The organism is Achromobacter sp. RW408 (genome assembly GCF_003184165.1).
Classification (GTDB): domain Bacteria; phylum Pseudomonadota; class Gammaproteobacteria; order Burkholderiales; family Burkholderiaceae_B; genus Achromobacter; species Achromobacter xylosoxidans.
This window is the reverse complement of sequence record NZ_QHHO01000047.1, coordinates 599,896-620,761: the sequence shown is the minus strand read 5'-3', so window position 1 is coordinate 620,761 and position 20,866 is coordinate 599,896. Positions and strand designations below refer to the sequence as shown.

23 protein-coding genes are annotated in these 20,866 nt (G+C 67.8%); 8 read left to right on the top strand and 15 right to left on the bottom strand.

Annotation, left to right across the window (positions count from 1 at the left end):
- Nucleotides 1-79: 79 nt before the first annotated feature.
- The 5 genes from DK459_RS18985 to DK459_RS18965 form a co-directional block, all read right to left on the bottom strand.
- Nucleotides 80-799, bottom strand: coding sequence for an ABC transporter ATP-binding protein (locus DK459_RS18985; RefSeq protein WP_049053528.1), 720 nt, complete (start codon nucleotides 797-799; stop codon nucleotides 80-82).
- Nucleotides 792-1,547, bottom strand: a complete 756-nt coding sequence (locus DK459_RS18980; protein WP_006388718.1) for an ABC transporter ATP-binding protein — start codon at nucleotides 1,545-1,547, stop codon at nucleotides 792-794. The genes DK459_RS18985 and DK459_RS18980 overlap by 8 nt, the downstream gene beginning before the upstream one ends.
- Nucleotides 1,548-1,617: 70 nt before the next feature.
- On the bottom strand, nucleotides 1,618-2,529 hold the full coding sequence (locus tag DK459_RS18975; RefSeq protein ID WP_020925171.1) for a dihydrodipicolinate synthase family protein: 912 nt from the start codon (nucleotides 2,527-2,529) through the stop codon (nucleotides 1,618-1,620).
- Nucleotides 2,530-2,787: 258 nt separating this feature from the next.
- Nucleotides 2,788-3,675: an alpha/beta hydrolase gene (locus DK459_RS18970; RefSeq protein ID WP_006388720.1), complete on the bottom strand. Its 888-nt coding sequence runs from the start codon at nucleotides 3,673-3,675 to the stop codon at nucleotides 2,788-2,790.
- A 71-nt stretch (nucleotides 3,676-3,746) separates the two neighbouring features.
- Nucleotides 3,747-4,634, bottom strand: a complete 888-nt coding sequence (locus DK459_RS18965) for a LysR family transcriptional regulator (protein ID WP_020925169.1) — start codon at nucleotides 4,632-4,634, stop codon at nucleotides 3,747-3,749.
- A gap of 96 nt (nucleotides 4,635-4,730) precedes the next feature.
- On the opposite strand from DK459_RS18965, the gene DK459_RS18960 reads away from it, so the two are divergent.
- Together DK459_RS18960 and DK459_RS18955 are read left to right on the top strand one after the other, a co-directional pair.
- Nucleotides 4,731-5,135 carry a CidA/LrgA family protein gene (locus DK459_RS18960; protein WP_024067732.1) on the top strand — a complete coding sequence of 135 codons (405 nt, stop codon included), beginning with the start codon at nucleotides 4,731-4,733 and terminating at the stop codon, nucleotides 5,133-5,135.
- On the top strand, nucleotides 5,125-5,817 hold the full coding sequence (locus tag DK459_RS18955; protein WP_006388723.1) for an LrgB family protein: 693 nt from the start codon (nucleotides 5,125-5,127) through the stop codon (nucleotides 5,815-5,817). The genes DK459_RS18960 and DK459_RS18955 overlap by 11 nt, the downstream gene beginning before the upstream one ends.
- Nucleotides 5,818-5,868: 51 nt before the next feature.
- Here DK459_RS18955 and DK459_RS18950 read toward each other — a convergent pair whose 3' ends face one another.
- Nucleotides 5,869-6,513 (bottom strand): LysE family translocator, encoded by a 645-nt coding sequence (locus DK459_RS18950; protein ID WP_006388724.1) that lies wholly within the window; start codon nucleotides 6,511-6,513, stop codon nucleotides 5,869-5,871.
- Nucleotides 6,510-7,436: a DMT family transporter gene (locus DK459_RS18945; RefSeq protein WP_110134976.1), complete on the bottom strand. Its 927-nt coding sequence runs from the start codon at nucleotides 7,434-7,436 to the stop codon at nucleotides 6,510-6,512. Before DK459_RS18945 ends, DK459_RS18950 begins: the two co-directional genes overlap by 4 nt.
- 172 nt (nucleotides 7,437-7,608) lie before the next feature.
- Between DK459_RS18945 and DK459_RS18940 the strand changes: the two genes are divergently transcribed.
- From DK459_RS18940 to fusA, 4 genes are all read left to right on the top strand, one after another.
- Nucleotides 7,609-9,006, top strand: a complete 1,398-nt coding sequence (locus DK459_RS18940; protein ID WP_085941815.1) for a PLP-dependent aminotransferase family protein — start codon at nucleotides 7,609-7,611, stop codon at nucleotides 9,004-9,006.
- A gap of 57 nt (nucleotides 9,007-9,063) precedes the next feature.
- Nucleotides 9,064-9,408, top strand: coding sequence for a TIGR01244 family sulfur transferase (locus DK459_RS18935; RefSeq protein ID WP_006388727.1), 345 nt, complete (start codon nucleotides 9,064-9,066; stop codon nucleotides 9,406-9,408).
- Nucleotides 9,409-9,495: 87 nt separating this feature from the next.
- Entirely contained in the window at nucleotides 9,496-9,960 is a 465-nt protein-coding gene (locus DK459_RS18930) for a universal stress protein (RefSeq protein ID WP_006388728.1), read from the top strand.
- Nucleotides 9,961-10,239: 279 nt separating this feature from the next.
- Complete coding sequence (gene fusA / locus DK459_RS18925) at nucleotides 10,240-12,351, top strand: elongation factor G (RefSeq protein WP_006388729.1); 2,112 nt, start codon at nucleotides 10,240-10,242, stop codon at nucleotides 12,349-12,351.
- Nucleotides 12,352-12,421: 70 nt separating this feature from the next.
- On the opposite strand, the gene DK459_RS18920 is transcribed toward fusA, so the two are convergent.
- Nucleotides 12,422-13,378 carry a DMT family transporter gene (locus tag DK459_RS18920; RefSeq protein ID WP_233256826.1) on the bottom strand — a complete coding sequence of 319 codons (957 nt, stop codon included), beginning with the start codon at nucleotides 13,376-13,378 and terminating at the stop codon, nucleotides 12,422-12,424.
- A gap of 243 nt (nucleotides 13,379-13,621) precedes the next feature.
- Between DK459_RS18920 and DK459_RS18915 the strand changes: the two genes are divergently transcribed.
- Nucleotides 13,622-14,092: an Lrp/AsnC family transcriptional regulator gene (locus tag DK459_RS18915; RefSeq protein ID WP_006388732.1), complete on the top strand. Its 471-nt coding sequence runs from the start codon at nucleotides 13,622-13,624 to the stop codon at nucleotides 14,090-14,092.
- Nucleotides 14,093-14,104: 12 nt separating this feature from the next.
- On the opposite strand, the gene DK459_RS18910 is transcribed toward DK459_RS18915, so the two are convergent.
- On the bottom strand, nucleotides 14,105-14,914 hold the full coding sequence (locus tag DK459_RS18910; protein WP_026382459.1) for an alpha/beta fold hydrolase: 810 nt from the start codon (nucleotides 14,912-14,914) through the stop codon (nucleotides 14,105-14,107).
- Between the two features lie 143 nt (nucleotides 14,915-15,057).
- Here DK459_RS18910 and DK459_RS18905 point away from each other — a divergent pair, with 143 nt between their 5' ends.
- Nucleotides 15,058-15,555 (top strand): YbaK/EbsC family protein, encoded by a 498-nt coding sequence (locus DK459_RS18905; RefSeq protein ID WP_024067738.1) that lies wholly within the window; start codon nucleotides 15,058-15,060, stop codon nucleotides 15,553-15,555.
- 53 nt (nucleotides 15,556-15,608) lie between these two features.
- Here the strand turns inward: DK459_RS18905 and DK459_RS18900 are convergent, their stop codons facing one another.
- From DK459_RS18900 to tolA, 6 genes are all read right to left on the bottom strand, one after another.
- Nucleotides 15,609-16,409: an ABC transporter ATP-binding protein gene (locus DK459_RS18900; protein WP_024067739.1), complete on the bottom strand. Its 801-nt coding sequence runs from the start codon at nucleotides 16,407-16,409 to the stop codon at nucleotides 15,609-15,611.
- On the bottom strand, nucleotides 16,406-17,449 hold the full coding sequence (locus tag DK459_RS18895; protein ID WP_006388736.1) for an iron ABC transporter permease: 1,044 nt from the start codon (nucleotides 17,447-17,449) through the stop codon (nucleotides 16,406-16,408). Before DK459_RS18895 ends, DK459_RS18900 begins: the two co-directional genes overlap by 4 nt.
- On the bottom strand, nucleotides 17,449-18,141 hold the full coding sequence (gene ybgF / locus DK459_RS18890; RefSeq protein WP_110134974.1) for a tol-pal system protein YbgF: 693 nt from the start codon (nucleotides 18,139-18,141) through the stop codon (nucleotides 17,449-17,451). Before ybgF ends, DK459_RS18895 begins: the two co-directional genes overlap by 1 nt.
- An 85-nt stretch (nucleotides 18,142-18,226) precedes the next feature.
- Nucleotides 18,227-18,727 (bottom strand): peptidoglycan-associated lipoprotein Pal, encoded by a 501-nt coding sequence (gene pal / locus DK459_RS18885; protein ID WP_006388738.1) that lies wholly within the window; start codon nucleotides 18,725-18,727, stop codon nucleotides 18,227-18,229.
- Nucleotides 18,728-18,758: 31 nt separating this feature from the next.
- A complete protein-coding gene (gene tolB, locus DK459_RS18880; RefSeq protein WP_006388739.1) occupies nucleotides 18,759-20,081 on the bottom strand; it encodes a Tol-Pal system beta propeller repeat protein TolB in 1,323 nt (440 codons plus the stop codon).
- A 16-nt stretch (nucleotides 20,082-20,097) separates the two neighbouring features.
- Nucleotides 20,098-20,866, bottom strand: a 769-nt coding sequence (tolA, locus tag DK459_RS18875) for a cell envelope integrity protein TolA (RefSeq protein WP_110134995.1), incomplete at its 5' end; no start/stop codon positions are given.

Here is a 20,866-nt window from a genome sequence, read left to right as displayed (position 1 = left end):
CGCTCCGTATGGGAATGGGGGGACTGCGGTCGGAAGCACCACGGGAACTGCAACGACGGGGAACTGCGCGCGACGGCCCTCAGATGCCGAGCAGGGCGTTGAGCCGGTCCTGCGACCGCTCGACTTCGGCCCGCTCGATCACGGCGGCCACCTGGCCATGCTCGATGACGTAATGGCGGTCGGCCAGGTGCCGGGCGAAGCGGAAGTTCTGCTCGACCAGCACGGTGGTGTAGCCGCGCTCCTGCAATTGCCGGATCACCCGGCCCAGCGCCTGCACGATGACGGGCGCCAGGCCTTCGGTGATTTCATCGAGCAGCAGCAGGCGGGCGCCGGTGCGCAGGATGCGCGCCATCGCCAGCATCTGCTGCTCGCCGCCCGACAGCCGGGTGCCGGGGCTGTGGGCGCGTTCCTTCAGGTTGGGGAACATCGTGTAGATCTCGTCCACCGACATGCCGTCCGGCCCCACCGTGGGCAGCAGCATGAGGTTTTCCTCGGCGGTCAGCGAGGCATAGATGCCGCGCTCTTCGGGGCAGTAGCCGATGCCCTGGCGCGCGATCTTGTGCGGCGGCAGGCCGATGGTTTCCTGGCCTTGCACCTTGATGGAGCCGCTGCGCCGGCCCACCAGGCCCAGCACCGACTTCAGGGTCGAACTGCGGCCGGCGCCATTGCGGCCCAGCAGCGTGATGCACTCGCCCGCCTTCACGTCCAGGTCGATGCCGTGCAGGATGTGCGATTCGCCATACCAGGCGTGCAGGTCGCGGATCTCCAGCATGGACCGCGCCGGGGTCTCGTCATTCATCTTCCGCTCCCATGTACGCTTCGCGCACCGCGGGGTTCGCGGACACCTCGGCGTACGGACCCTCGGCCAGGATCTCGCCGCGTTGCAGGACGGTGATGGTGTCGCAGATGTCGGCCACCACCTTCATGTTGTGTTCCACCATCAGGATGCTGCGACCGGCCGAGACCTGCTTGATCAGGTGCTTGACGCGGTCCACGTCCTCGTGGCCCATGCCTTGCGTCGGCTCATCCAGCAACAGCAGTTCGGGCTCCAGCGCCAGCGTGGTGGCGATCTCCAGCGTGCGCTTGCGGCCGTAGGGCAGGTCGCCGGCGGCCACGTCCAGCTGCGCGCGCAGGCCGACCTGGTCGAGCAGTTCCTCGACCCGCGCATGCAGCCGCTCCAGCGAGCGCTCCGAACGCCAGAAGCAATAGTCCACGCCCAGCTTGCGCTGCAAGGCCACGCGCACGTTCTCGCGCACCGACAGCTGCGGGAACACCGCTGAAATCTGGAACGAGCGCACGATGCCGCGCCGCGCCGTCTGCGCCGGCCGTTCGCCGGTGATGTCGACGCCGTCGTAGACGATCTCGCCGCGGGTCGGGATGTGGAACTTGGTGAGCAGGTTGAAGACCGTGGTTTTGCCGGCCCCGTTGGGACCGATCAGCGCATGGATCGCGCCGCGCCTGACGCTCAGGTTGACGTCGTTGACCGCCACGAAGCCGCGGAATTCCTTGGTGAGGCCCCGGGTCTGAAGGATGATGTCGCTGTGCATGGTGTCCGAGAGGCTGGCGGGAGGACGGCGCGCCTGGCGGGCGCGCCTGTCCTGCTTCGGGCTGGGTCGTTTACTTCGACTGGTATTGCCGCGGCCGCTTGGCCAGCGCCGCTTCGATGATGCCGGCGCAGCGCTCGCGCTCGGCGCCCACCAGCGGCAGGCGCGGACGGCGCACGTGCTCGTTGCCGACGCCGGCGAGGGTCTCGGCCAGCTTGATGTTCTGCACCAGCTTGGTCGACACGTCCAGGTGCAGCAGCGGCGTGAACCACTGGTACAGCGCCAGCGCTTCCTGCCATTTGCCGGCTTTCATCAGGTCATACAGCGCCACGGTCTCGCGCGGGAAGGCGGTCACCAGGCCGGCCAGCAGGCCGTCGGCGCCCAGCGCCAGGGCTTCGAACGACAGGTCGTCGACGCCGATGAACAGCTGGTAGCGGTCGCCCAGCTTGTTGCGCAGGTCGGTCACGCGGCGGATGTCGTCGCTGCTTTCCTTGATCGCCACCAGCCAGGGGCAATCGGCCAGCTCGGCCATGTGCTCGGGCTTGAGGTCGACGCGGTAGGCGACCGGGTTGTTGTAGATCATGCAGGGCTTGGCGGCGGCCTCGGCCATGGTGCGGATGCTCTGCATCGCCTCGCGCGCATCGGCCACGTAGATGAGCGACGGCATCAGCATGAAGCCGTCCACGCCCAGCTCGACCGCGGCCTTGATGAAGCGCAGCGCCTCGCGGGTGCTGGTCTCCGACACGTTGGCCAGCACCGGGATGCGGCCGCCGCTGACTTCCACGGCGCAACGCGTCACCGCCAGCTTTTCCTCCAGCGTCAGGGTGCTGGCTTCACCCAGCGAACCGCAGGTGACGAGGCCATGCACGCCGTTGTCGATCAGGAAGCCGAAATGCTTGCGCATCGCTTCGAAGTCGAGGGTTTCGTCGGCATGGAACTTACTGGTTACGGCAGGAAAGACGCCCTGCCAACGCACGTTACTCAACTGGATTCTCCTCGGATGGCCGGCGCCGCGAAGGAAGGGCGGCGGGTGGGAGAAAGTCTAATATCCGCTAAATATATTTAGAAGATATTTTGATATGGGAGTTTCCCGAGAGCGGGTTTCCCCGGGGAGAACCGTGCGGGCGCCTTATCAGGCGCAGGGGGAGTGGGCCGGGAAGGGAACCGGCGAACGCCGGGCGCGCCTGCCCGACCCGGGAAGGATTCGACGGATGGCCCCGCCCCTGGTCGCGGGGCGCGAGGGTCAGCCGGCCTTGCGTTGATAGGCGCGACTGGCGTCGCGCATGAAGGTCTTCACGGCGTCGTCGTACTGTTCGCCGCTGCGGAACGCGCCCGAATGCGTCGCGCCCTCGATCTTGACCAGCCGCTTCAGTTCGGGCGCCACCCCCCGGGCGGCGGCGTAGAGTTCGTCGCTCATCGTGTGGGGCACCACGCGATCCGCGGTGCCATGCATGAACAGCATCGGCGTGTGCAGTTGCGCCAGCGTCTGCACCGAGTCGAACGGTTGCGTGACCAACAGGCTGGCGCCGGGCACGCGGCCCCACTTCATGGTGGCCAGCATCGCGCTGATGCTGGTGAAACTGGATTCGACGATCAGCCCGGCGAAGTCCGGTTGCTCCGGGCGCGCCGCCAGGTTGATGGCGATGGCGCCGCCCAGGCTGTGTCCGTAGATGAAGCGGCGCGCCGGGTCCGGTTGCAGGCGGGCCAATTCCTTCAAGCCCGCCATGGCGTCCTCCAGCGCGCTGGCCTCGGACGGCAGGCGCGGCGTCGACGCGCCGAACCCGCGATAGTCGATGGCCAGCACCGAATAGCCCTTGCGCGTCCAGCCGTCGATGCGGAAGGCGCTGCCGTTCAGGTTCCAGCGCGCGCCATGCAGGTACAGGACTGTGGGCGCGTTGGCTTGCGGGCTTTGCCAGTACCAGGCCCGCACCTTGTCGCCATTGGCCAGCGCTAGGTCGTAGACCTGCGTGCCCTTGGCTGGCTCGCGCCACCAGGTCTGAGGTTCGGATTGCGGCGAAAAAATGGTCTGGCGCTGCCAGGAGTCAAGCTGCGAACAGCCGACCACGCTGGCGGCGGCGAGCACGGCGGCGCCGAACAGGCGGCGGACGGTGAAGCGGGGCAGGGCGGGCATGATCAATGAAACCCGCGCCGACGGGCGCGGTCGCGCCGCCAGCATACAACGCGGATTGTTGGCGCATCGCTTCAAGCCGTGTCCGGATGCATCTCGCGCGCCAGCGCCAGCCAGGCCTGCGCCGCGGGCGACAGGTAACCGCCACGCCGCCACACCAGTCCCATCTCCCAATCCGTATGGGCATCGCGCAACGGCACCAGCGCCACGCCCGCGTGCCGTTCTTCCTCCGCCTTGACGCGCGGCAGGAAGGCCACGCCCAGCCCGGCGCTGACCAGCGCCACGATGAAGTCGATCTGGCCGCTCCTCGCGGCGATGGCCGGCGCAAAGCCGGCGCGCCGGCAAGCCTCCTGGATGATGCGGTTCAGGGCGAAGCCGGTCTCGAACAGGATGAAGGGGGAGTCGCGCAATTGGTCGAGGCCGACGGTGGCGGCCCGGGCGTGCGGGTGATCGGCCGGCAGCAACGCCACCAGCGGCTCGCGCGCCACCGGTTGCCAGTCGAAATTGTCGGAGTCCGGGCGCAGCGACGCCGCCAGCTCGATCCCGCCGGCCATCACCATTTCTTCGAGCCGGTGGCCGCCGTGTTCCAGCAGGCTGATCTCGATGTGCGGATAGCGGCTGCGAAAGCGCGCGAACATCGGCGCGAACAGCGTGCTGCTGCCCAGCGGCGGCAGGCCCAGCCGCAGCACGCCGCGCTTGAGGCCGCGCAGCTCGTCCAGTTCGGCGTACAGATCGTCGCGCTCGGCCAACATCTTCACGGCGCGCCGGTAGACGATTTCACCGGCCTCGGTCAGCCGGGGCGGCTGCGCCTGGCGGTCGAGCAACGGCATGCCGATCTCGTCTTCCAGCTGGCGCACGGCCTTGCTAACCGTGGGCTGGGTGGCGAAAACCGCTTTCGCGGCCTGGGAGAATCCGCCCTGGCGGACCACTTCCACCAGCGCGCGCAAGGGGCGCAGATCCATGGGGGTATGCCTGTTTGGAATGGGATGAATTCGACAAATTCATTTTATCTATGGCCGCGCCGAGCGTAAAACGTTTCCTGTCCGCTGGAAATTCCCATGTCTCGCCCTCGCTATCCCATCGTCCTGCGCAGCCTGCTGCGCCGCAGCCGCGTGCTGCAGATCGTCCTGCTGATCCTGTTTTCCCTGCTCGGCCAGGTACTGGCCAACGCCGCCGGCCTGCCCATACCGGGCGGTGTCATCGGCATGGTGCTGGTGCTGGCCCTGCTGGCCGCCGGCCTGTTGCGGGTGCGCAATGTGCACCGAGGCGCCAGCTGGCTGCTGGGCGAGATGCTGCTGTTCTTCGTGCCCGCGGTGATGTCGCTGCTGGACCATCGCGAATTCCTCGGCGTGCTGGGCGCGAAACTGCTGGCCGTGATCCTGCTGGGCACGGCCCTGGTCATGGTCGGCACCGCGCTGACGATCGACCTTTGCTACCGCTGGATGAACCGCCATGCGGGCTGAATTCAATCTGCTGTTCTGGCCGCTGGCCACGGTGCTGGCCTATGTCTGCGCGCGCCTGTTCTATCGCCGCTATGCCTATTGGTGGACGTCCACGCTGGTGGTGGCGCCAGCCTTGTTGCTGATGCTGGCGTTGCTGCTGCATACCGGCTATCGCGACTACATGTCCGGCTCCCACTGGCTGATGATGATGCTGGGGCCGGTCATCGTTGCGTTTGCGCTGCCGCTGTACGAGCAGCGCGCGCTGATCCGGCGCTATTGGCCGGTGCTGGTGGCCGGCGTGGCGGTGGGCAGCGCTATCGCCGGCGCCAGCGCCTGGCTGCTGGGCAGCCTGCTGGACCTGCCGCCGGACCTGCGGCTGAGCCTGTTGCCGCGTTCGGTGGCCACGCCGTTCGCGGTGGCGGTGTCGTCGCACGTCGGCGGCGTGCCCGACCTGACGGCGGTGTTCGTCATTGTCACGGGGGTGTTCGGCGCGGCCATCGGCCAGTTCATGCGGCGCTGGCTGCCGCTGCGCTCGGCCCTGGCGCGCGGCGCGCTGTTCGGGATGGGCGCGCATGGCGCCGGCACCGCCAAGGCGCGCGAGCTGGCGGCCGAAGAGGGCGCGGTGGCGGGCCTGGTGATGGTGATGGCAGGCCTGTTCAACGTGCTCGTCACGCCCGTCGTGGTGGTCGCCCTGCTGGCCTGACGCCAGGGCCGTTGCGTCAAGAACAGCGCGGCGCGCCGGCCACCGGCCATGTCAGTGCAGCGCTTCCAGCGCCACCGGATACAGCGAAGCCACCAGCAGCAAGGCCATGGTGATGTTGAAGGCCCGGATCGCCCAGGGTTTGTGCAGCACCCGGCGCAGCGCGGTGCCGAAGGTGACCCAGATGCCGATGCTGGGCAGGTTGACGAGGCCGCAGACCAGCGTGGCGATCACCAGGTTGGCGAAGAAGCCGGCCTGCGGCGTGTAGGTGGCGATGATGCCCACCGCCATCACCCAGGCCTTGGGGTTGACCCACTGGAAGGCCGCTGCCTGCAGGAAGGTCATCGGCTTGCCGCGCACCGCGCCTTCCTCCACGCCGCCGGAGTTGGCGATCTTCCAGGCCAGGTACAGCAGGTAGGCGGCGCCCACGTACTTCAGCACGGTGTACAGCACCGGCGCCTGCTGGAAAACCGAGCCGAGCCCGATGCCCACCAGGAAGATCATCAGCGTGAATCCCAGGTTCACGCCCAGCAGGTGCGGCATGCTGCGACGGAAGCCGAAGTTCAGGCCGGATGCGGCCAGCATGACGTTGTTCGGCCCGGGCGTGATCGAGCTGACCAGCGCGAACAGCGCCAGGGGGCCCAGCAGGGACAGGGAAGCGAGCGGCACATCGGCCAGGCTGGAAGGGAACAGCGTCATTTCTTGACTCCAACGATCGCGCGGCGTCCGCCGGCGATCACAACGATAACGGCGGCGGCGAACAGGAAGGTGACCATGTCCACCGATTCGCCAAAGAACAGGGTGGCGGCCAGTACCGTCAGGAACGGTTGCAACAGCTGAATCTGCCCGACACGGGCAATGCCACCCGCGGCCAGGCCGCGATACCAGGCGAAAAACCCCAGGAACATCGAGCCAAATGCCAGGTAGGCGCTGGCCCAGATGACGTCGGCCCCAGGCCAGTGCGCCTGTTGCGCGGCCATCCAGCCCACCGGTACGACCAGCACCGGGGCGCTGATCACCAGCGCCCAGCAGATGGTGCGCCAGCCGCCCAGCGTGCGCGAGGCGCGCGCGCCTTCGGCATAACCCATGCCGCCCAGCAGCACGGCCAGCAACAGCCAGAAATCGCCCATCATCAGGCTGCCCTGGCCCTCGCGCAGCGCAAATGCGCATACCAGCGCGGCGCCCACCATGGCCCAGCCCCAGAACGCCGGCGAGGGCCGTTCGCCGCTGCGCCAGGCCGCGAAAACCGCCGTGGACAGGGGCAGCAGGCCGTTGAACACCGCGCCGTGCGAAGACGCCACGGTCTGCATCGCCAGCGACGACGCCAGCGGCCAGCCCACCACGATGCCGATCGCGGCCAGGATGACGCCGGGCCATTCGCGGCGATCGGGCCGCCGGCTGCGTGTCAGCCACAACAGCGCCAGGGCCGGCACGGCCGCCAGCAGGGCCCGGCCCAGGCCCACCAGCAACGGCGGCAGCTCGGCGACGGCGACGCGGGTCATCGGCAGAGTCAGCGAGAACACCACCACCCCCAGCAGGCCGTAGCCATAGCCTTCCCAGGAGGAGGCCGCGGACGCGGCGGGAGCGACCTGGGGCGAGGGATACAGCACGGAACGGCTCATCGGTGGACATCCGGAAGAAGGGGCGGTCCACAGGGCTTGCGGGTTGGCGCCATTGCTGTCACTCTACGCATAGTCATCGGTACAGTACCGGTACACTTTTGCATGTCACTTTAACCACTGGCCTGGTGAAATCCCCATGACAGTTGTCTCCCCCTCCATGCCCTGGCAGCCGGTGCGCCAGGCCGACGCCACCTTGGTGGCGCAACTGGCCGACGGCCTGGCCCGCCGTATCGACGAGCAGGGCCTGCGTCCCGGCACCCGCCTGCCCTCCATCCGCAAGATGGCCGAGCAATCCGGCGTCAGCCGGTTTACGGTGGTGGAGGCTTACGACCGGCTGGTGGCGCGCGGCCTGGTGCAGTCGCGCCGCGGCGCCGGTTTCTTCGTGCGGGCCCGCAACGGCCCGCTGGCCGCGGCCGCCGCGGTTCCCGAAAGCCAGGGTTTCACGCCGCCCGCGCGGGTGGATATCGCCTGGCTCTTGCGCAGCATGTTCCGTGAAGGTGGCGGCCCCGGCATGCCGGGCGGCGCCGGCCTGTTGCCGGCCGACTGGCTGGATCCGGACATGGTGGCGAGCGCGGTGCGCGCCGTCGGGCGGTCGGTGCGTGGCCATCTGGTGTCCTACGGGCATCCGCAGGGATTTTCGCCGCTGCGCCAGCAGATCGCGGCGTCGCTGCAGAGCGAAGGCGTGCCGGCCCATCCCGATCGCAACCTGCTCACCACCAACGGCGTCACGCACGGCCTGGACCTGATTGCCCGCCTGCTGGTGCAGCCCGGCGACACCGTGCTGGTCGAGGATCCGGCGTGGTTCGTCATCTTCGGCCGGCTGGCCGCGTTCGGCGCGCGGCTGATCGGCGTGCCGCGCGGTCCCGATGGTCCCGACATCGCGCAGCTGGAGCAACTGGCGGCGCAGCACAAGCCCAGGCTCTTCATTGTCAACAGCGCGGTGCACAACCCCACCGGCCATACCCTGTCGGCCGGCGCCGCCTACGACATCCTGCGCATCGCCGAGCGCCACGATTTCATGGTGGTGGAAGACGACACGTATGGCGATCTGCACCCCGGCGGCGCCATGAAGCTGGCGGTGCTCGATCGCCTGAACCGCGTGATCCTGGTCAGCGGCTATTCAAAGATGCTGGCCGCCAGCCTGCGGGTCGGCTACCTGGCCGCCAATCCCGACATCCTGCAGAAACTGGCCGACCTGAAAATGCTGGCGGGCCTGACCTCGCCCGAACTGGGCGAACGGGTGGTGCACCGGGTACTGATGGAAGGCCAGTACCGGCGTCATATCGAGCGTGTGCGCCAGCGGGTGGACGAAGCCCGCCAGCGCTGCCTGAAAGGCCTGTTGAAGCTGGGCCTGACGGTCCCTCACGAGCCGCAGGCAGGCATGTTCGTCTGGGCCGACTGCGGCCGCGACAGCGAGGTGCTGGCCCGCGCCGCCGCCGACCGCGGCATGCTGCTGGCGCCGGGCACGCTGTTCTCGCCATCGCAGGCGCCATCCACCATGTTGCGTTTTTCGGTGTCGATGGCGGACGAACGCGGGGCCTGGAGCGTATTGGAAAAACTGTTCGGCTGAAACGGCACCTGCAATAATAGGATCCAGCCCTCTCTACCTCGCCATCAAGGAATCGCCATGTCCGCACCGATAAAGCCCCTGACCGACAATTTCGCCGTCGCCCCGCAACTGGGGCCCGACGACATGGCCGACGTGGCGGCCGCCGGCTACAAGAGCGTCATCATCAACCGTCCCGATTTCGAGGGCGGCCCCGACCAGCCGACCGCCGCCGATGTGTCCAAGGCCGCCGCTGCCGCCGGTCTGAAAATCGAATACCAGCCGGTCGTCGGCAGCGCCATGACCGCCGCCGACGTGGTCCGCTTCGCCGAACTGCTGCGCACGCTGCCGGGCCCGGTGCTGGCGTACTGCCGCACCGGGACGCGTTGCACCAACCTGTTCGCTGCCGCCCAGCAACTGGGTTGACGCGCATCAAGGACCCCGGGTTCGCTTGATGTGAACCTGGCGGGTTTCCGGTAGCATGGAACTTCCTCTCAAACAGGAGCAGGCAAGATGTTCAAGAAGATCCTGATTCCCACCGACGGCTCGCCGCTGTCGGCCCAAGCCGCCAACGCCGGCATTTCCTTCGCGCGCTCGGTGGGCGCTGACGTCGTCGCCCTCTACGTGACGCAGCCGTTCGCCGCCACCATCGGTTTCGACGGCATGGCCGCGGCCTACGCCATCACCGACGAAGACTACGAGAAAGCCTCGGCCGAACAGGCCGACAAGTACCTCAAGCAGATCACCGATCGCGCCGACACCGCCGGGGTGAAGTCCGAGGCGCGCGCCGTGTCCAACTTCAACGTGGCCGACGGCATCGTCCAGGCCGCCGCCGACGCCGGTTGCGACCTGATCTTCATCGGCAGCCACGGCCGCAGCGGCCTGTCGCGCCTGCTGCTGGGCAGCGTCACCGCCAAGGTGCTGTCGCTGGCCAGCACCGCCGTGCTGGTGTACCGCGTCAAGGAAGAAAAGAAGTAACACCGCTGCCCGCCGCCGGTGTCAGGCCGCCGTCAGGCCCGCCGGCGCCGACGCATGCCAGGCCCCTCCCGCCGAGGGGCTTTTTCTTGTCCGCGCCATTCCCTATGGCGCTTATGGCTAAAGCTTGTAAACCGGCTCGCGGCGCGTAATATTCACGGATAGTGCGGGCGCGGTTTCGCAATCCCCGAGCACACCTCTCAACGCGGCATGGCGCCCGCCGCGGCAGTATCCGGTCGGACCTGCCGCCCATTCCTGGTGATTACTGCAAGGAACGAGGCCATGACTCGCAAGACGCCTATCGAGCTATACCGGAACATCGGCATCAGCGCCCACATCGACGCGGGCAAGACGACGACCACCGAGCGCATCCTCTTCTATACCGGTATCACCCACAAGATCGGCGAAGTGCACAATGGCGCCGCCGTGATGGACTGGATGGAACAGGAACAGGAACGTGGCATTACGATCACGTCCGCCGCCACCACCGCCTTCTGGAAAGGCATGGCCGGCAACTATCCCGAACACCGCATCAACATCATCGACACGCCGGGCCACGTCGACTTCACCATCGAGGTCGAGCGCTCCATGCGCGTGCTGGATGGCGCGGTCATGGTCTATGACGCGGTCGGCGGCGTGCAGCCGCAATCCGAGACCGTCTGGCGCCAGGCCAACAAGTACCGCGTGCCGCGGCTGGCCTTCGTCAACAAGATGGACCGCGTCGGCGCGGACTTCCTGCGCGTGCAGCGCCAGATCAGCGAACGCCTCAAGGGCGACGCCGTGCCGGTGCAGTTGCCGGTGGGCGCGGAAGACGGCTTCGAGGGCGTGATCGACCTGGTCAAGATGAAGGCCATCATCTGGGACGACGCCAGCCAGGGCGTGCGCTTCGAGTATCGCGACATTCCGGCGGCGCTGCAGGCGCAGGCGCAGGAGTGGCACGACAAGATGGTCGAGAAGGCCGCCGAGGCGAACGAGGCGCTGCTGGAGAAATACCTGGGCGGCGAGGCGCTGACCGAAGCCGAGATCAAGCAGGGCCTGCGCCAGCGCACGGTCGCCAACGAGATCGTGCCGATGCTGTGCGGCAGCGCCTTCAAGAACAAGGGCGTGCAGGCCATGCTGGACGCGGTCATCGACTACCTGCCGTCGCCGGTCGACGTGCCCGCCATCAAGGGCCACGACGAGCGCGACCACGAGATCGAGCGCCATCCCACCGACAAGGAACCGTTCTCGGCGCTGGCCTTCAAGATCATGACCGACCCGTTCGTGGGTCAGCTGGTGTTCTTCCGCGTCTACTCCGGGGTGGTCAAGTCCGGCGACTCGGTCTACAACCCGGTCAAGGAAAAGAAGGAACGCCTGGGCCGCATCCTGCAGATGCATGCCAACGAGCGGCGCGAAATCACCGAGGTCTACGCCGGCGACATCGCCGCCGCGGTGGGCGTCAAGGACGTCACCACGGGCGACACGCTGACCGACCCGGCGCACGTCATCGTGCTGGAGCGCATGGTGTTCCCCGAGCCGGTCATCTCGCAGGCGGTCGAGCCCAAGACCAAGGCCGACCAGGAAAAGATGGGCATCGCCCTGGGCCGGCTGGCGCAGGAAGATCCCTCGTTCCGCGTGCGCACCGACGAGGAGTCCGGCCAGACCATCATTTCCGGCATGGGCGAGCTGCACCTGGAAATCCTGGTCGACCGCATGAAGCGCGAGTTCGGCGTCGAGGCCACGGTGGGCAAGCCGCAGGTGGCCTATCGCGAGACCATCCGCAAGACCTGTGACGAGGTCGAAGGCAAGTTCGTCAAGCAGTCGGGCGGCCGCGGCCAATACGGCCACGTGGTGCTCAAGCTCGAGCCGCAGGAGCCGGGCAAGGGCTACGAATTCGTCGACGCCATCAAGGGCGGCGTGGTGCCGCGCGAGTTCATCCCGGCGGTCGACAAGGGCATCCGCGAGGCGCTCAACGCCGGCGTGCTGGCGGGCTACCCGGTGGTCGACGTCAAGGCGACACTGTTCTTCGGCTCGTACCACGACGTGGATTCGAACGAGAACGCCTTCAAGATGGCCGGTTCGATGGCCTTCAAGGAAGGCATGCGGCGCGCCGATCCGGTGCTGCTGGAGCCGATGATGCAGGTCGAGGTGGAAACGCCCGAGGACTTCACCGGCAACGTCATGGGCGATCTGTCGTCACGCCGCGGCATGGTGCAGGGCATGGAAGACATCGCCGGGGGCGGCGGCAAGGTGGTGCGCGCCGAGGTGCCGCTGGCCGAGATGTTCGGCTACTCCACCTCGCTGCGCTCGCTGACACAGGGCCGAGCCACCTACACGATGGAGTTCAAGCACTACGCCGAAGCGCCGCGCCAGGTGGCGCAGGAAGTGATCGCGGCCCAGGGCACGGGCCGCTGAATCCGGAATCGCTCGTGCCAAGGGCCACCCGTGCGGTGGCCCTTTTTTTCTCGCGCTTCAGGCCAGCACTTCAGGCCGGCGCGGCGGCGCCGGCCGTCGTCGTCCGCATGCGCAAGGACGCCAGTTTCACGCCCGACAGGATCATCACGAAGCCATAGGCATGGAATAGCTGCGGCGCCTCGCCCAGCAGCGGCCAGGCCAGCAACGCCGCATACACCGGCACCAGGAACATGGACAGGCCCGCGGTGGCGGGGCCGGCGCGGCTGATCAGCTGGCCGTAGACGTAGTACGCGCCCAGGCTCGGCACGACCGCCAGGAACAGCAGCACCGCCGCCAGGCGCGGATCGCTCCAGGGGGGAGTGGCGCCGGCGGCGGCCTCGATCCCGGCGAAGGGCGCCAGCGCGATCGCGCCGCCCAGCATCATCGCCGCCAGCCGCGCGCCGTCCGGCACGGCCGGCAGCGTCAGGCGCTTCTGCAGCACCGTATAGAACGCCCAGCCGGTGGCGGCCAGCAGCACCCACAGGTCGCCCTGGCCGAACGCCAGCCGCGCCAGCGCCCAGGCGTCGCCGCGCGTCAGTACCACCAGCACGCCGCCCAGCGCCAGCGCCAGCCCGGCGGCGCGCAGCGGCGAGAGAGGCTTGCGCCAGATGATCGCTTCCAGCAGCGCCACCAGGATCGGGCTGCACGAGAAGATCAGGGCGATGTTGGTGGCGCTGGTGCTCTGGGCGCCGATGTACTGCGGCGCCACCGCCACGCCCATGCCCAGCACCGCCAGCGGCAGCAGCGTCGGCAGGCCGCGCCACAGCGCCTGGCGATGCCGCAGCAAGGCCGGCGCGGCCAGCGGCAACAGGATCAGGAAGGCGATCAGCCAGCGGCCGAAGGCCAGGAAAACGGGGGGGAGGGCGGCGTCGTGGGCCCAGCGGGCGGCCACCATGTTGGAGGCGAATAGCGCCGGCGCGGCCAGGAGCATGGCTGTGCCGGACAGGCCCAGGCCGGTTCTTGCGGGTACTGCTGCTGCGTGAGACATGATTTCCCGCCGCGCGGATCGGCGCGCGGCAACTGCGGTGGACTACACCGGCGCCAAGGCCGGGTTGTGCCGCGGCGCAGGCGCTGGATCCGACGGGCGGGGTAATGCCCGTCTTGCTGGAAAGTCTACGACCGGGTCGGGAAAATAGGTTTCCTGTTTCTCGCCATTTTCGCAGAGATGGAGGAATATATATCCTATAAAATTAAGTTTTACAGGGATGTTCTCTTCTGCGGATTCTCAGCCGTGTCCACCCCGCCCAAAATCGACGAAACCGACCGCAAGATCCTGCGCGCGCTGCGCACCGATGGCCGCCTCACCAACCTGAAACTGGCCGAGCAGGTGGGCCTGTCGCCCACGCCCTGCTGGAACCGGGTCAAGGCCCTGGAGGACGCGGGCGTGATCGAGGGCTACGCGGCGCTGTTGAACCAGAAGGCGCTGGGCCTGCCCGACACGGTGATGATCGAGGTCACGCTCGAACACCACGACGACGACACGCTGGCGCGCTTCGGCGAGGCGATCACGCGCCTGCCGCAGGTAGTGGAGGCGTTCCTGGTGACGGGCGAATACGACTACCTGATCAAGGTCGCGGTGGCGGGCACCGAAGGCTATGAGGAATTCCTGCGCAAGCGGCTCTACAAGCTGCCCGGCGTGCGCCACAGCCGCTCGACCTTCGTGCTCAAGCGCCTCAAGCACACGCCGTCGGTCGAACCCTGACGGCGCGCGGGGTCAGCCGCGCAGGAACGATTCGATGGCGCCATTGAAGGCGCGCGGGTTGCCCAGGTTCATGCCGTGCGACGAGCCGGCGATGTCGACGCGCCGCGCCTGGGGCAGCCACTGCGCCAGCGCGTCGAGTACCGCCGGGTAGGGCGCGGGGCTGAGCGCGCCGCCGATCAGCAGCGTCGGCAGGGCCAGCGAACCGATCTGTTCCGGGCTCAGGGTGGCGGGCGTTTCGCGGGCCTGGCCGAACAGCGTGCCGGCGTTGTCGCGCACCATCTCCTTGAACCAGGGCACCATGCGCTGCCAGGTGTCCGGCCCTGTCACGGTGTCGACGAACAGCGCCAGGCCCTCTTCGAGCGCGCCGTCGCGGATCAATTCCAGCGCGCGCTGACGGAAGCCGCCGCGCAGATCGTTGTCTCCGGGCAGCGGCAGGCCCGGGTCGGCCAGCGTCAGGCTGCGCAGCGCGTCGGGGCGCGCCAGCGCCGCCTCCAGCGCCACGCGGCCGCCGCGCGAATGGCCCACCAGGTGGGCCGGCTGGCCCGCGACCTGGTCGATGAAGGCCAGCACGTCGGCGCCATGCTGCGCCACCGAAAACCCCTCGCCTTCGCCATCCCAGGTTTCGGGCCAGTAGCGCCGCAGGCACACCGCCAGCACCCGGAACGAGCGGCCCAGCGGCGCCATCTGCGACTTCCAGTAGCGACAGTCCGACAGCGAGCCATGCACCAGCACCAGGGGCTCGCCCTCGCCGTATTCGGTGTAGGACATGGCATAGCCGCCGATGTCGGCGGTTTGCAGGGGCAGGACGGGTTCTGAACGCATCGGATCGGGGTTGGGAAAGCCAGGCGGGCATTCTAGCCGGTTCGCTCCCCCGTCCACGGCACGCCCGCGCCCGCGGCGGGGGCATTGGCGGGGGCTGATAAACTCGTTTCCCGATCTTTTTTCCCTTGAACGGAGTTCGCCAGATGTCCCCCGCCACCCCCGCCGATATTCCCGAGTCCGCCCAACGCGTCGCCCGACTGCTCGCCGAAATGGGTCATGACAAGCCGGTGGTGGTGCTACCGCAGACCGGCAAAACCTCGGCGGAAGCGGCCGCGGGGCTGGGCTGCGAAGTGGCCCAGATCGCCAAGTCGATCATCTTCCGCCGGGCCGCGGACGATGCGCCGGTGCTGGTCATCGCCAGCGGCGTCAATCGCGTCGATGAGGCCAAGGTCGCGCAGCAGGTCGGCGCCCTGGCCAAGGCCGACGCCAAGTTCGTGCGCGACATGACCGGCTACGCCATCGGCGGCGTCTGCCCCATCGGCCACGCGGTCAAGCCGGTCATGCTGCTCGACCAGGACCTGTTCCAGTACGACAGCCTGTGGGCGGCGGCGGGGCACCCGCACGCCGTGTTCAACCTGACGCCGCAGCAGTTGGCCGCCATGACCGGCGCGCCGGTTGCGGACGTCGCGCAGCGCGCCTAGCGTTGCCTGTCCGCCGGACCGCCGGCCTCAGGGTCCCGCGCGGGACGTAGCGGTCAGTGCGGACGCGCTTCCAGGTCGTCGATCAGCACCTGGAGCCGTCCGCGCGAGCAGGCTTCGACCCGGCCCTGCACTCCATATACAGCCGCCAGCGACGCTGGCGTGATTACCTCGGCAGGCGCGCCGGCGGCAGCCAGCCTGCCGCCATGGATCATCACCGCGCGGTCGGCATGCTGCAGGGCCACGTTCAGGTCGTGCAGCACGATCACCGTGATCAGCCCGTGCTGCGCGGTTTCCTGCCGCAGCAGCCGCATCACATGGAACTGGTAGTTCAGGTCCAGCGCCGACAGCGGCTCGTCCAACAGCAGCACGCGCGGACGGCGCACCAGCGCCTGCGCCAGCCCCACCAGCTGCTTCTGTCCGCCCGACAGGGCGTCCATGTAGCACAGCGCCAGGTGAGCGATGCCCAGCCGCTCCAGCAGCCGGTCGATCTCGTGCAGATCCGCCGGCGGTCCTTCGGCCTGGCTGGCGCGGGCGGCCACCAGCACCGATTCGAACACCCGCAGGTGCACGGCGGCAGGCAGGCTTTGCGGCAGGTAGACAAGATGGCGCGCGCGGGTCGCGAAATCCATCCGCGTCAGATCGAGATGGTCCAGCCGCGCCTGGCCGGCGCGCGCCTTCACCAGGCCAGCCAGCGCCTTGAGCAGCGTCGATTTGCCGCTACCGTTGGGACCCAGCAGGGCCGTGACTTCACCCGCGTCCAGCCGGGGCAGCGACAGATCGTGCAGCACGTCCGTGCCGCCATAGCCGGAGGTGATGCCTTCGATCGCCAGCGCCGGCTGCGGGGCCGCCGTCATGGCAGCCTCCGGCGCAGCACTACCGCCACGAAGAACGGAATGCCGATCAGCGAAGTGACGATGCCCACCGGCACGATCACGCCTGGCGCCAGGTTCTTGGAGGCGACCGAGGCCAGCGACAGGATCACGCCGCCGACCAGCGCGCTGCCCGGCAGGAAGAAGCGATGATCCTCGCCCACCAGGCGGCGGGCGATGTGCGGCGCGATCAGGCCAATGAAGCCGATGGTGCCGACGAACGCCACCGCCAGCGCCGACAGCAGGCTGACGCGCGCCAGCGCCGTCACGCGCACGCGGCGCACGTCCACGCCGAAGCTGGCGGCGCGTTCCTCGCCCAGCCGCAGGGCGGTCAGCTTCCAGGACTGGCGCAACGCCAACGGCAATGCCACGGCGAAGGCCAGTCCAAGCGTGGCCACGGTGGTCCAGCTCGAGCGCGCCAGGCTGCCCATGGTCCAGAACACCAGGTTTTGCAGCGCCTCGGCGCTGGCGGTGAACTGCACCAGCGACACCAGCGCGTTGAAAGTGAACACCATGGCGATGCCGAACAGCACCACGCCCGACGTGTTCATGCCGCCGCGCCGCGCCACGCCGTCCAGCATCAGGGCGGCAAGCAGGGCGAACAGGAAGGCATTGCCGGCGATCAGCCAGCCGTCGGGGATGCCGGGCACGCCCAGGTGCAGCACGATGGCCAGCGACGCGCCGAAGGCGGCCGCCGACGACACGCCCAACGTGAATGGGCTGGCCAGGGGATTGTTCAGGATGGTCTGCATTTCCGCGCCCGCCAGGCCCAGCGCCATGCCGACCAGCGCGGCCATTAGCGCGTAGGGCAGCCGGATATCCCAGACGATGACGCGCAGCGTCGGATCGGCCGACGCCGGCGCGCTCAGCGTGCGCCACAGCTCGCCCCAGCCCAGGCCCGAGGGACCGAGCGTGAAATCGAGCAGCAGCCCAATGCAAATCGCCGCCAGCAGCAGGGCGATGAGCCCTGCCCGGCGGCGCAGGATGTGCCGGTAGGCGGCGACCGCGGTTGCGGCTTCCGCCATTACTGCAGCAGTTGCAGGCGGCTCTTGGCCGTGTTGGCGGCCGGCGTGGTCGGGTAGTCGCGGACGATGCGCTGCAACGTGGTCTTGGCGCCGGCGCGGTTGTTCATCTCGATCTGGCTGCCGGCGATGACCAGCAGGGCGTCAGGGGCGCGGGCGTTGTCGGGCGCCTTCTGCACCATGGCGTTCAGTTGTTCGATGGCGCCCTTGAAGTCCTTCAGCGCGTAGCGGCTGCTGCCCAGGTAGAACTGGGCGCTGGGCGCGAGCTGGCTGGCGGGGTAGAGCGCGGTGAAGGCGGCCAGCGATTCGGACGCTTCCTTGTACTGGCCCTTGCGGAACAGGTCGATGGCGCCGTCGTAGGCGGCCTGCTCCTGCGGATCGCCGGCCGTCGCGCCCGGCGGGTTGGCGCCGCCGGCGGCGCCGCCCGGCTTGTTGGCGCTGGGCTGTTGGCGCGACACCAGTTCGAGCTGGTCGCGCAACTGGGCGACTTCCTGCTGCAGGGCCTGGATCTGGTCGGCCAATTGCAGCTTGGCGCGTTGGCTCTGCTCGTTCTGCTGCTGCACCTGCTGGCGCAAATCCAGGATGGCCTTGCGGGCCTCGTCATCGGAGAAAGCGTGGGCGGGGGTCGCCAGGGCCGCCAGCACCAGGCCAGTGGCCGCCATCAAGGGACGCAGGGACAGAACGTAATCGCGCATGAAAATTCCCGGGGATAAAAACAAACGTCGGGACGGCCGGCTGACCGTCCCGACGCGTGGTGGGGCACTTAACTATACGAAAAGCTTAACGCTGATAAACGATATCGGCGCGGCGGTTTTCCGCAAAGTCGGCTTCCGACGAGCCAGTCGCCTTCGGCTTTTCTTTACCGAAGCTGATGGTTTCGATCTGGTTGTCGCTGACGCCCAGCAGGGTCATCATGCGACGCACGGCGTCGGCACGGCGCTGGCCCAGGGCCAGGTTGTATTCGGCGCCGCCGCGTTCGTCGGTGTTGCCTTCGATCTTGATTTTCTGCTGCTGGTGCGAAGCCAGGTAACGGGCGTGGGTTTCCACCAAGCCGCGGTACTGGTCGGACACCGTGTAGCTGTCGAAGTCAAAGTATACCGAGCGCTGTTGCGCCAGGATGCTTTGGGGGTTGAAGGGATCAAGGATCTGGCCGGAGGCCGAGGATCCTTGGCCAGCGCCTCCGCCCTGACCCGCTTTATCGTCGAGAGGGACGGAGCTGCAAGCTGCCAGGGTGGCGGCCAGAGCGGCGATGGTTAGGCTTTTGGCAATGCGCGACTTCATGATAGTTCCTTTGCAAAGAGAGTCACACGTGTTATCGGGTAAATGGGCCCCAAGTCGGTTCACGTATTTCCCCGTTCAGTACCGAAAGCGTCTGCCGTACGCGACCATCGCTCGAAACACCTGCAAGCACGCTACGTCCGTTTTGGATCGCGGCGTAGAGGACTTGCATGCCGTTCGGCGCGAAGCTTGGCGACTGATCGTCACGACCATCGGTCAACAAGTTCTCCGAGCCGGAGGACAGGTTCAACGATGCGATTCGAAACGCGCCGTCGCGTCTGGCAACGTACAGCAGCGTCGATCCATCGGGGGAAATTCGGGGTGAGATGTTGTAACCACCATTAAACGTGAGGCGGCGAGCATCGCCACCGTCCAGGCCGGTTTGGTAAATTTGCGGCCCGCCGCTGCGGTCACTGGTAAAGATAATGGAACGGCCGTCCGGCGTAAAGCTCGGCTCGGTGTCAATCCCGGGAGAACGCGTAACTCGCTTCATATTCGAGCCGCCGGCCGCGCTAACGATGTAAATTTGCGACAGACCGTCACGCGTCAGGGCCACGGCAAGCTGGGTGCCATCGGGCGACCAGCCCGGGGCGCTGTTGTTGCCCTTGAAGTTGGCGACCGGCACGCGGGCGCTGGTGGCCAGGGTGTGCACGTACACCACCGGCTTGCCGGATTCGAAGCTCACGTACGCCAGCTTGGAACCATCGGGCGACCAGGACGGCGAGATGATCGGCTCGCGCGAACGCAGGGCGACCTGCGGATTCTGGCCGTCGGCGTCAGCCACCTGCAGTTCGTAGGTGGCGCCTTGCTTGAGCACGTAGGCGATGCGGGTCGAGAACACGCCGCGCACGCCGGTGATCTTTTCATAGATGCGGTCGGCGATCTGGTGGGCGACGCGGCGCAGTTCCTGCTCGGTGCCGGAGAACGCGACGCCATCCAGCTGGCCCTTCTTGACCGTGTCGGCCAGGCGGTAGCGCACGTCGTAGCGGCCGTCGTTGCCGCGCACGATGCTGCCGTAGGCGATGAAGTCGGCGCCCTTGGCGCGCCAGTCGTCATGGGCGATGGGCGAATCGACGTTCAGGCCCGAACCGGCGGCGCTGATCAGGCGGAACTGGCCGGTGCGGGTCAGGTCGGCGCGAATCACTTCGGCCAGGGCGCGGCCATGGGCGTCGTCCACCGCGAAATCGGCGATGGCAACGGGGTATTGGGTGGCGCCGGTGCCGGAAATGTCGACACGCAGCTGGGCCTGGGCGGGCTTGAGGGCCATCAGGCAGGCCAGCGCCAGCAGCAACAGGCCGAATCCATACGATCGCCAGAGAACGAGGGGGGAAGCTCGTCGGCTATGGGCGGGAGTCATAATCAGCAATCTCCTGTCAATCATACATTCTGTACACAACGTCAATGATGGGCTCGTAGCGGCCGGTCGAAGGCTTGGGGAAGGGGTTGCAGCGGCGGATGCCGGTCTCGACCGCGCGGTCGAAGCCCGCGTTGCCGGAGGAACTGGTCAACGTGACCCCGTTAACCTTCCCGTCAGAACCTAACTGTACCCGGTATTGGGCCGTCGGATTGTCCGAGCCGCTGCGCGGCGGCGGCGGGTAGGCCACGCCGGGTTGCACGCAGGCGCGCACCTTGGCGCCATAGCCGCTGTCGCGCCCGCCACCGGCCTGGTTGCGGTCGGCGGTGCCGCCGGGAATGCCGGCCGCGCCCAGGGCGTCGTTGCGGAACGCATCCTTCAGGGCCTTGTCGGCCGCGGCCTTCTTGGCGGCTTCTTCCTTGGCCTTCTTTTCGGCGGCGGCTTTTTCAGCGGCGGCTTTGTCGGCCGCGGCCTTTTCAGCGGCGGCCTTCTCGGCAGCCGCCTTTTCAGCCGCTGCCTTCTTGGCGGCGTCTTCCTTGGCCTTCTTTTCGGCAGCGGCCTTGTCCGCAGCCGCCTTCTCCGCCGCAGCCTTGTCGGCGGCGGCCTTCTCGGCCGCCTGGCGTTCCTGTTCGAGGCGCTTCTTTTCCTTCAGCTCGGCCTGCTTGCGCTCTTCCTCCAGGCGCGCCTTTTCCTTGGCGGCCTCGGCGGCCTGGCGGGCCTGTTCTTCCTTCTCTTTCTTCTTCTTGGCTTCCTGCAGCGCGATCTCGGGATCGACCTCGTCGGCCTTG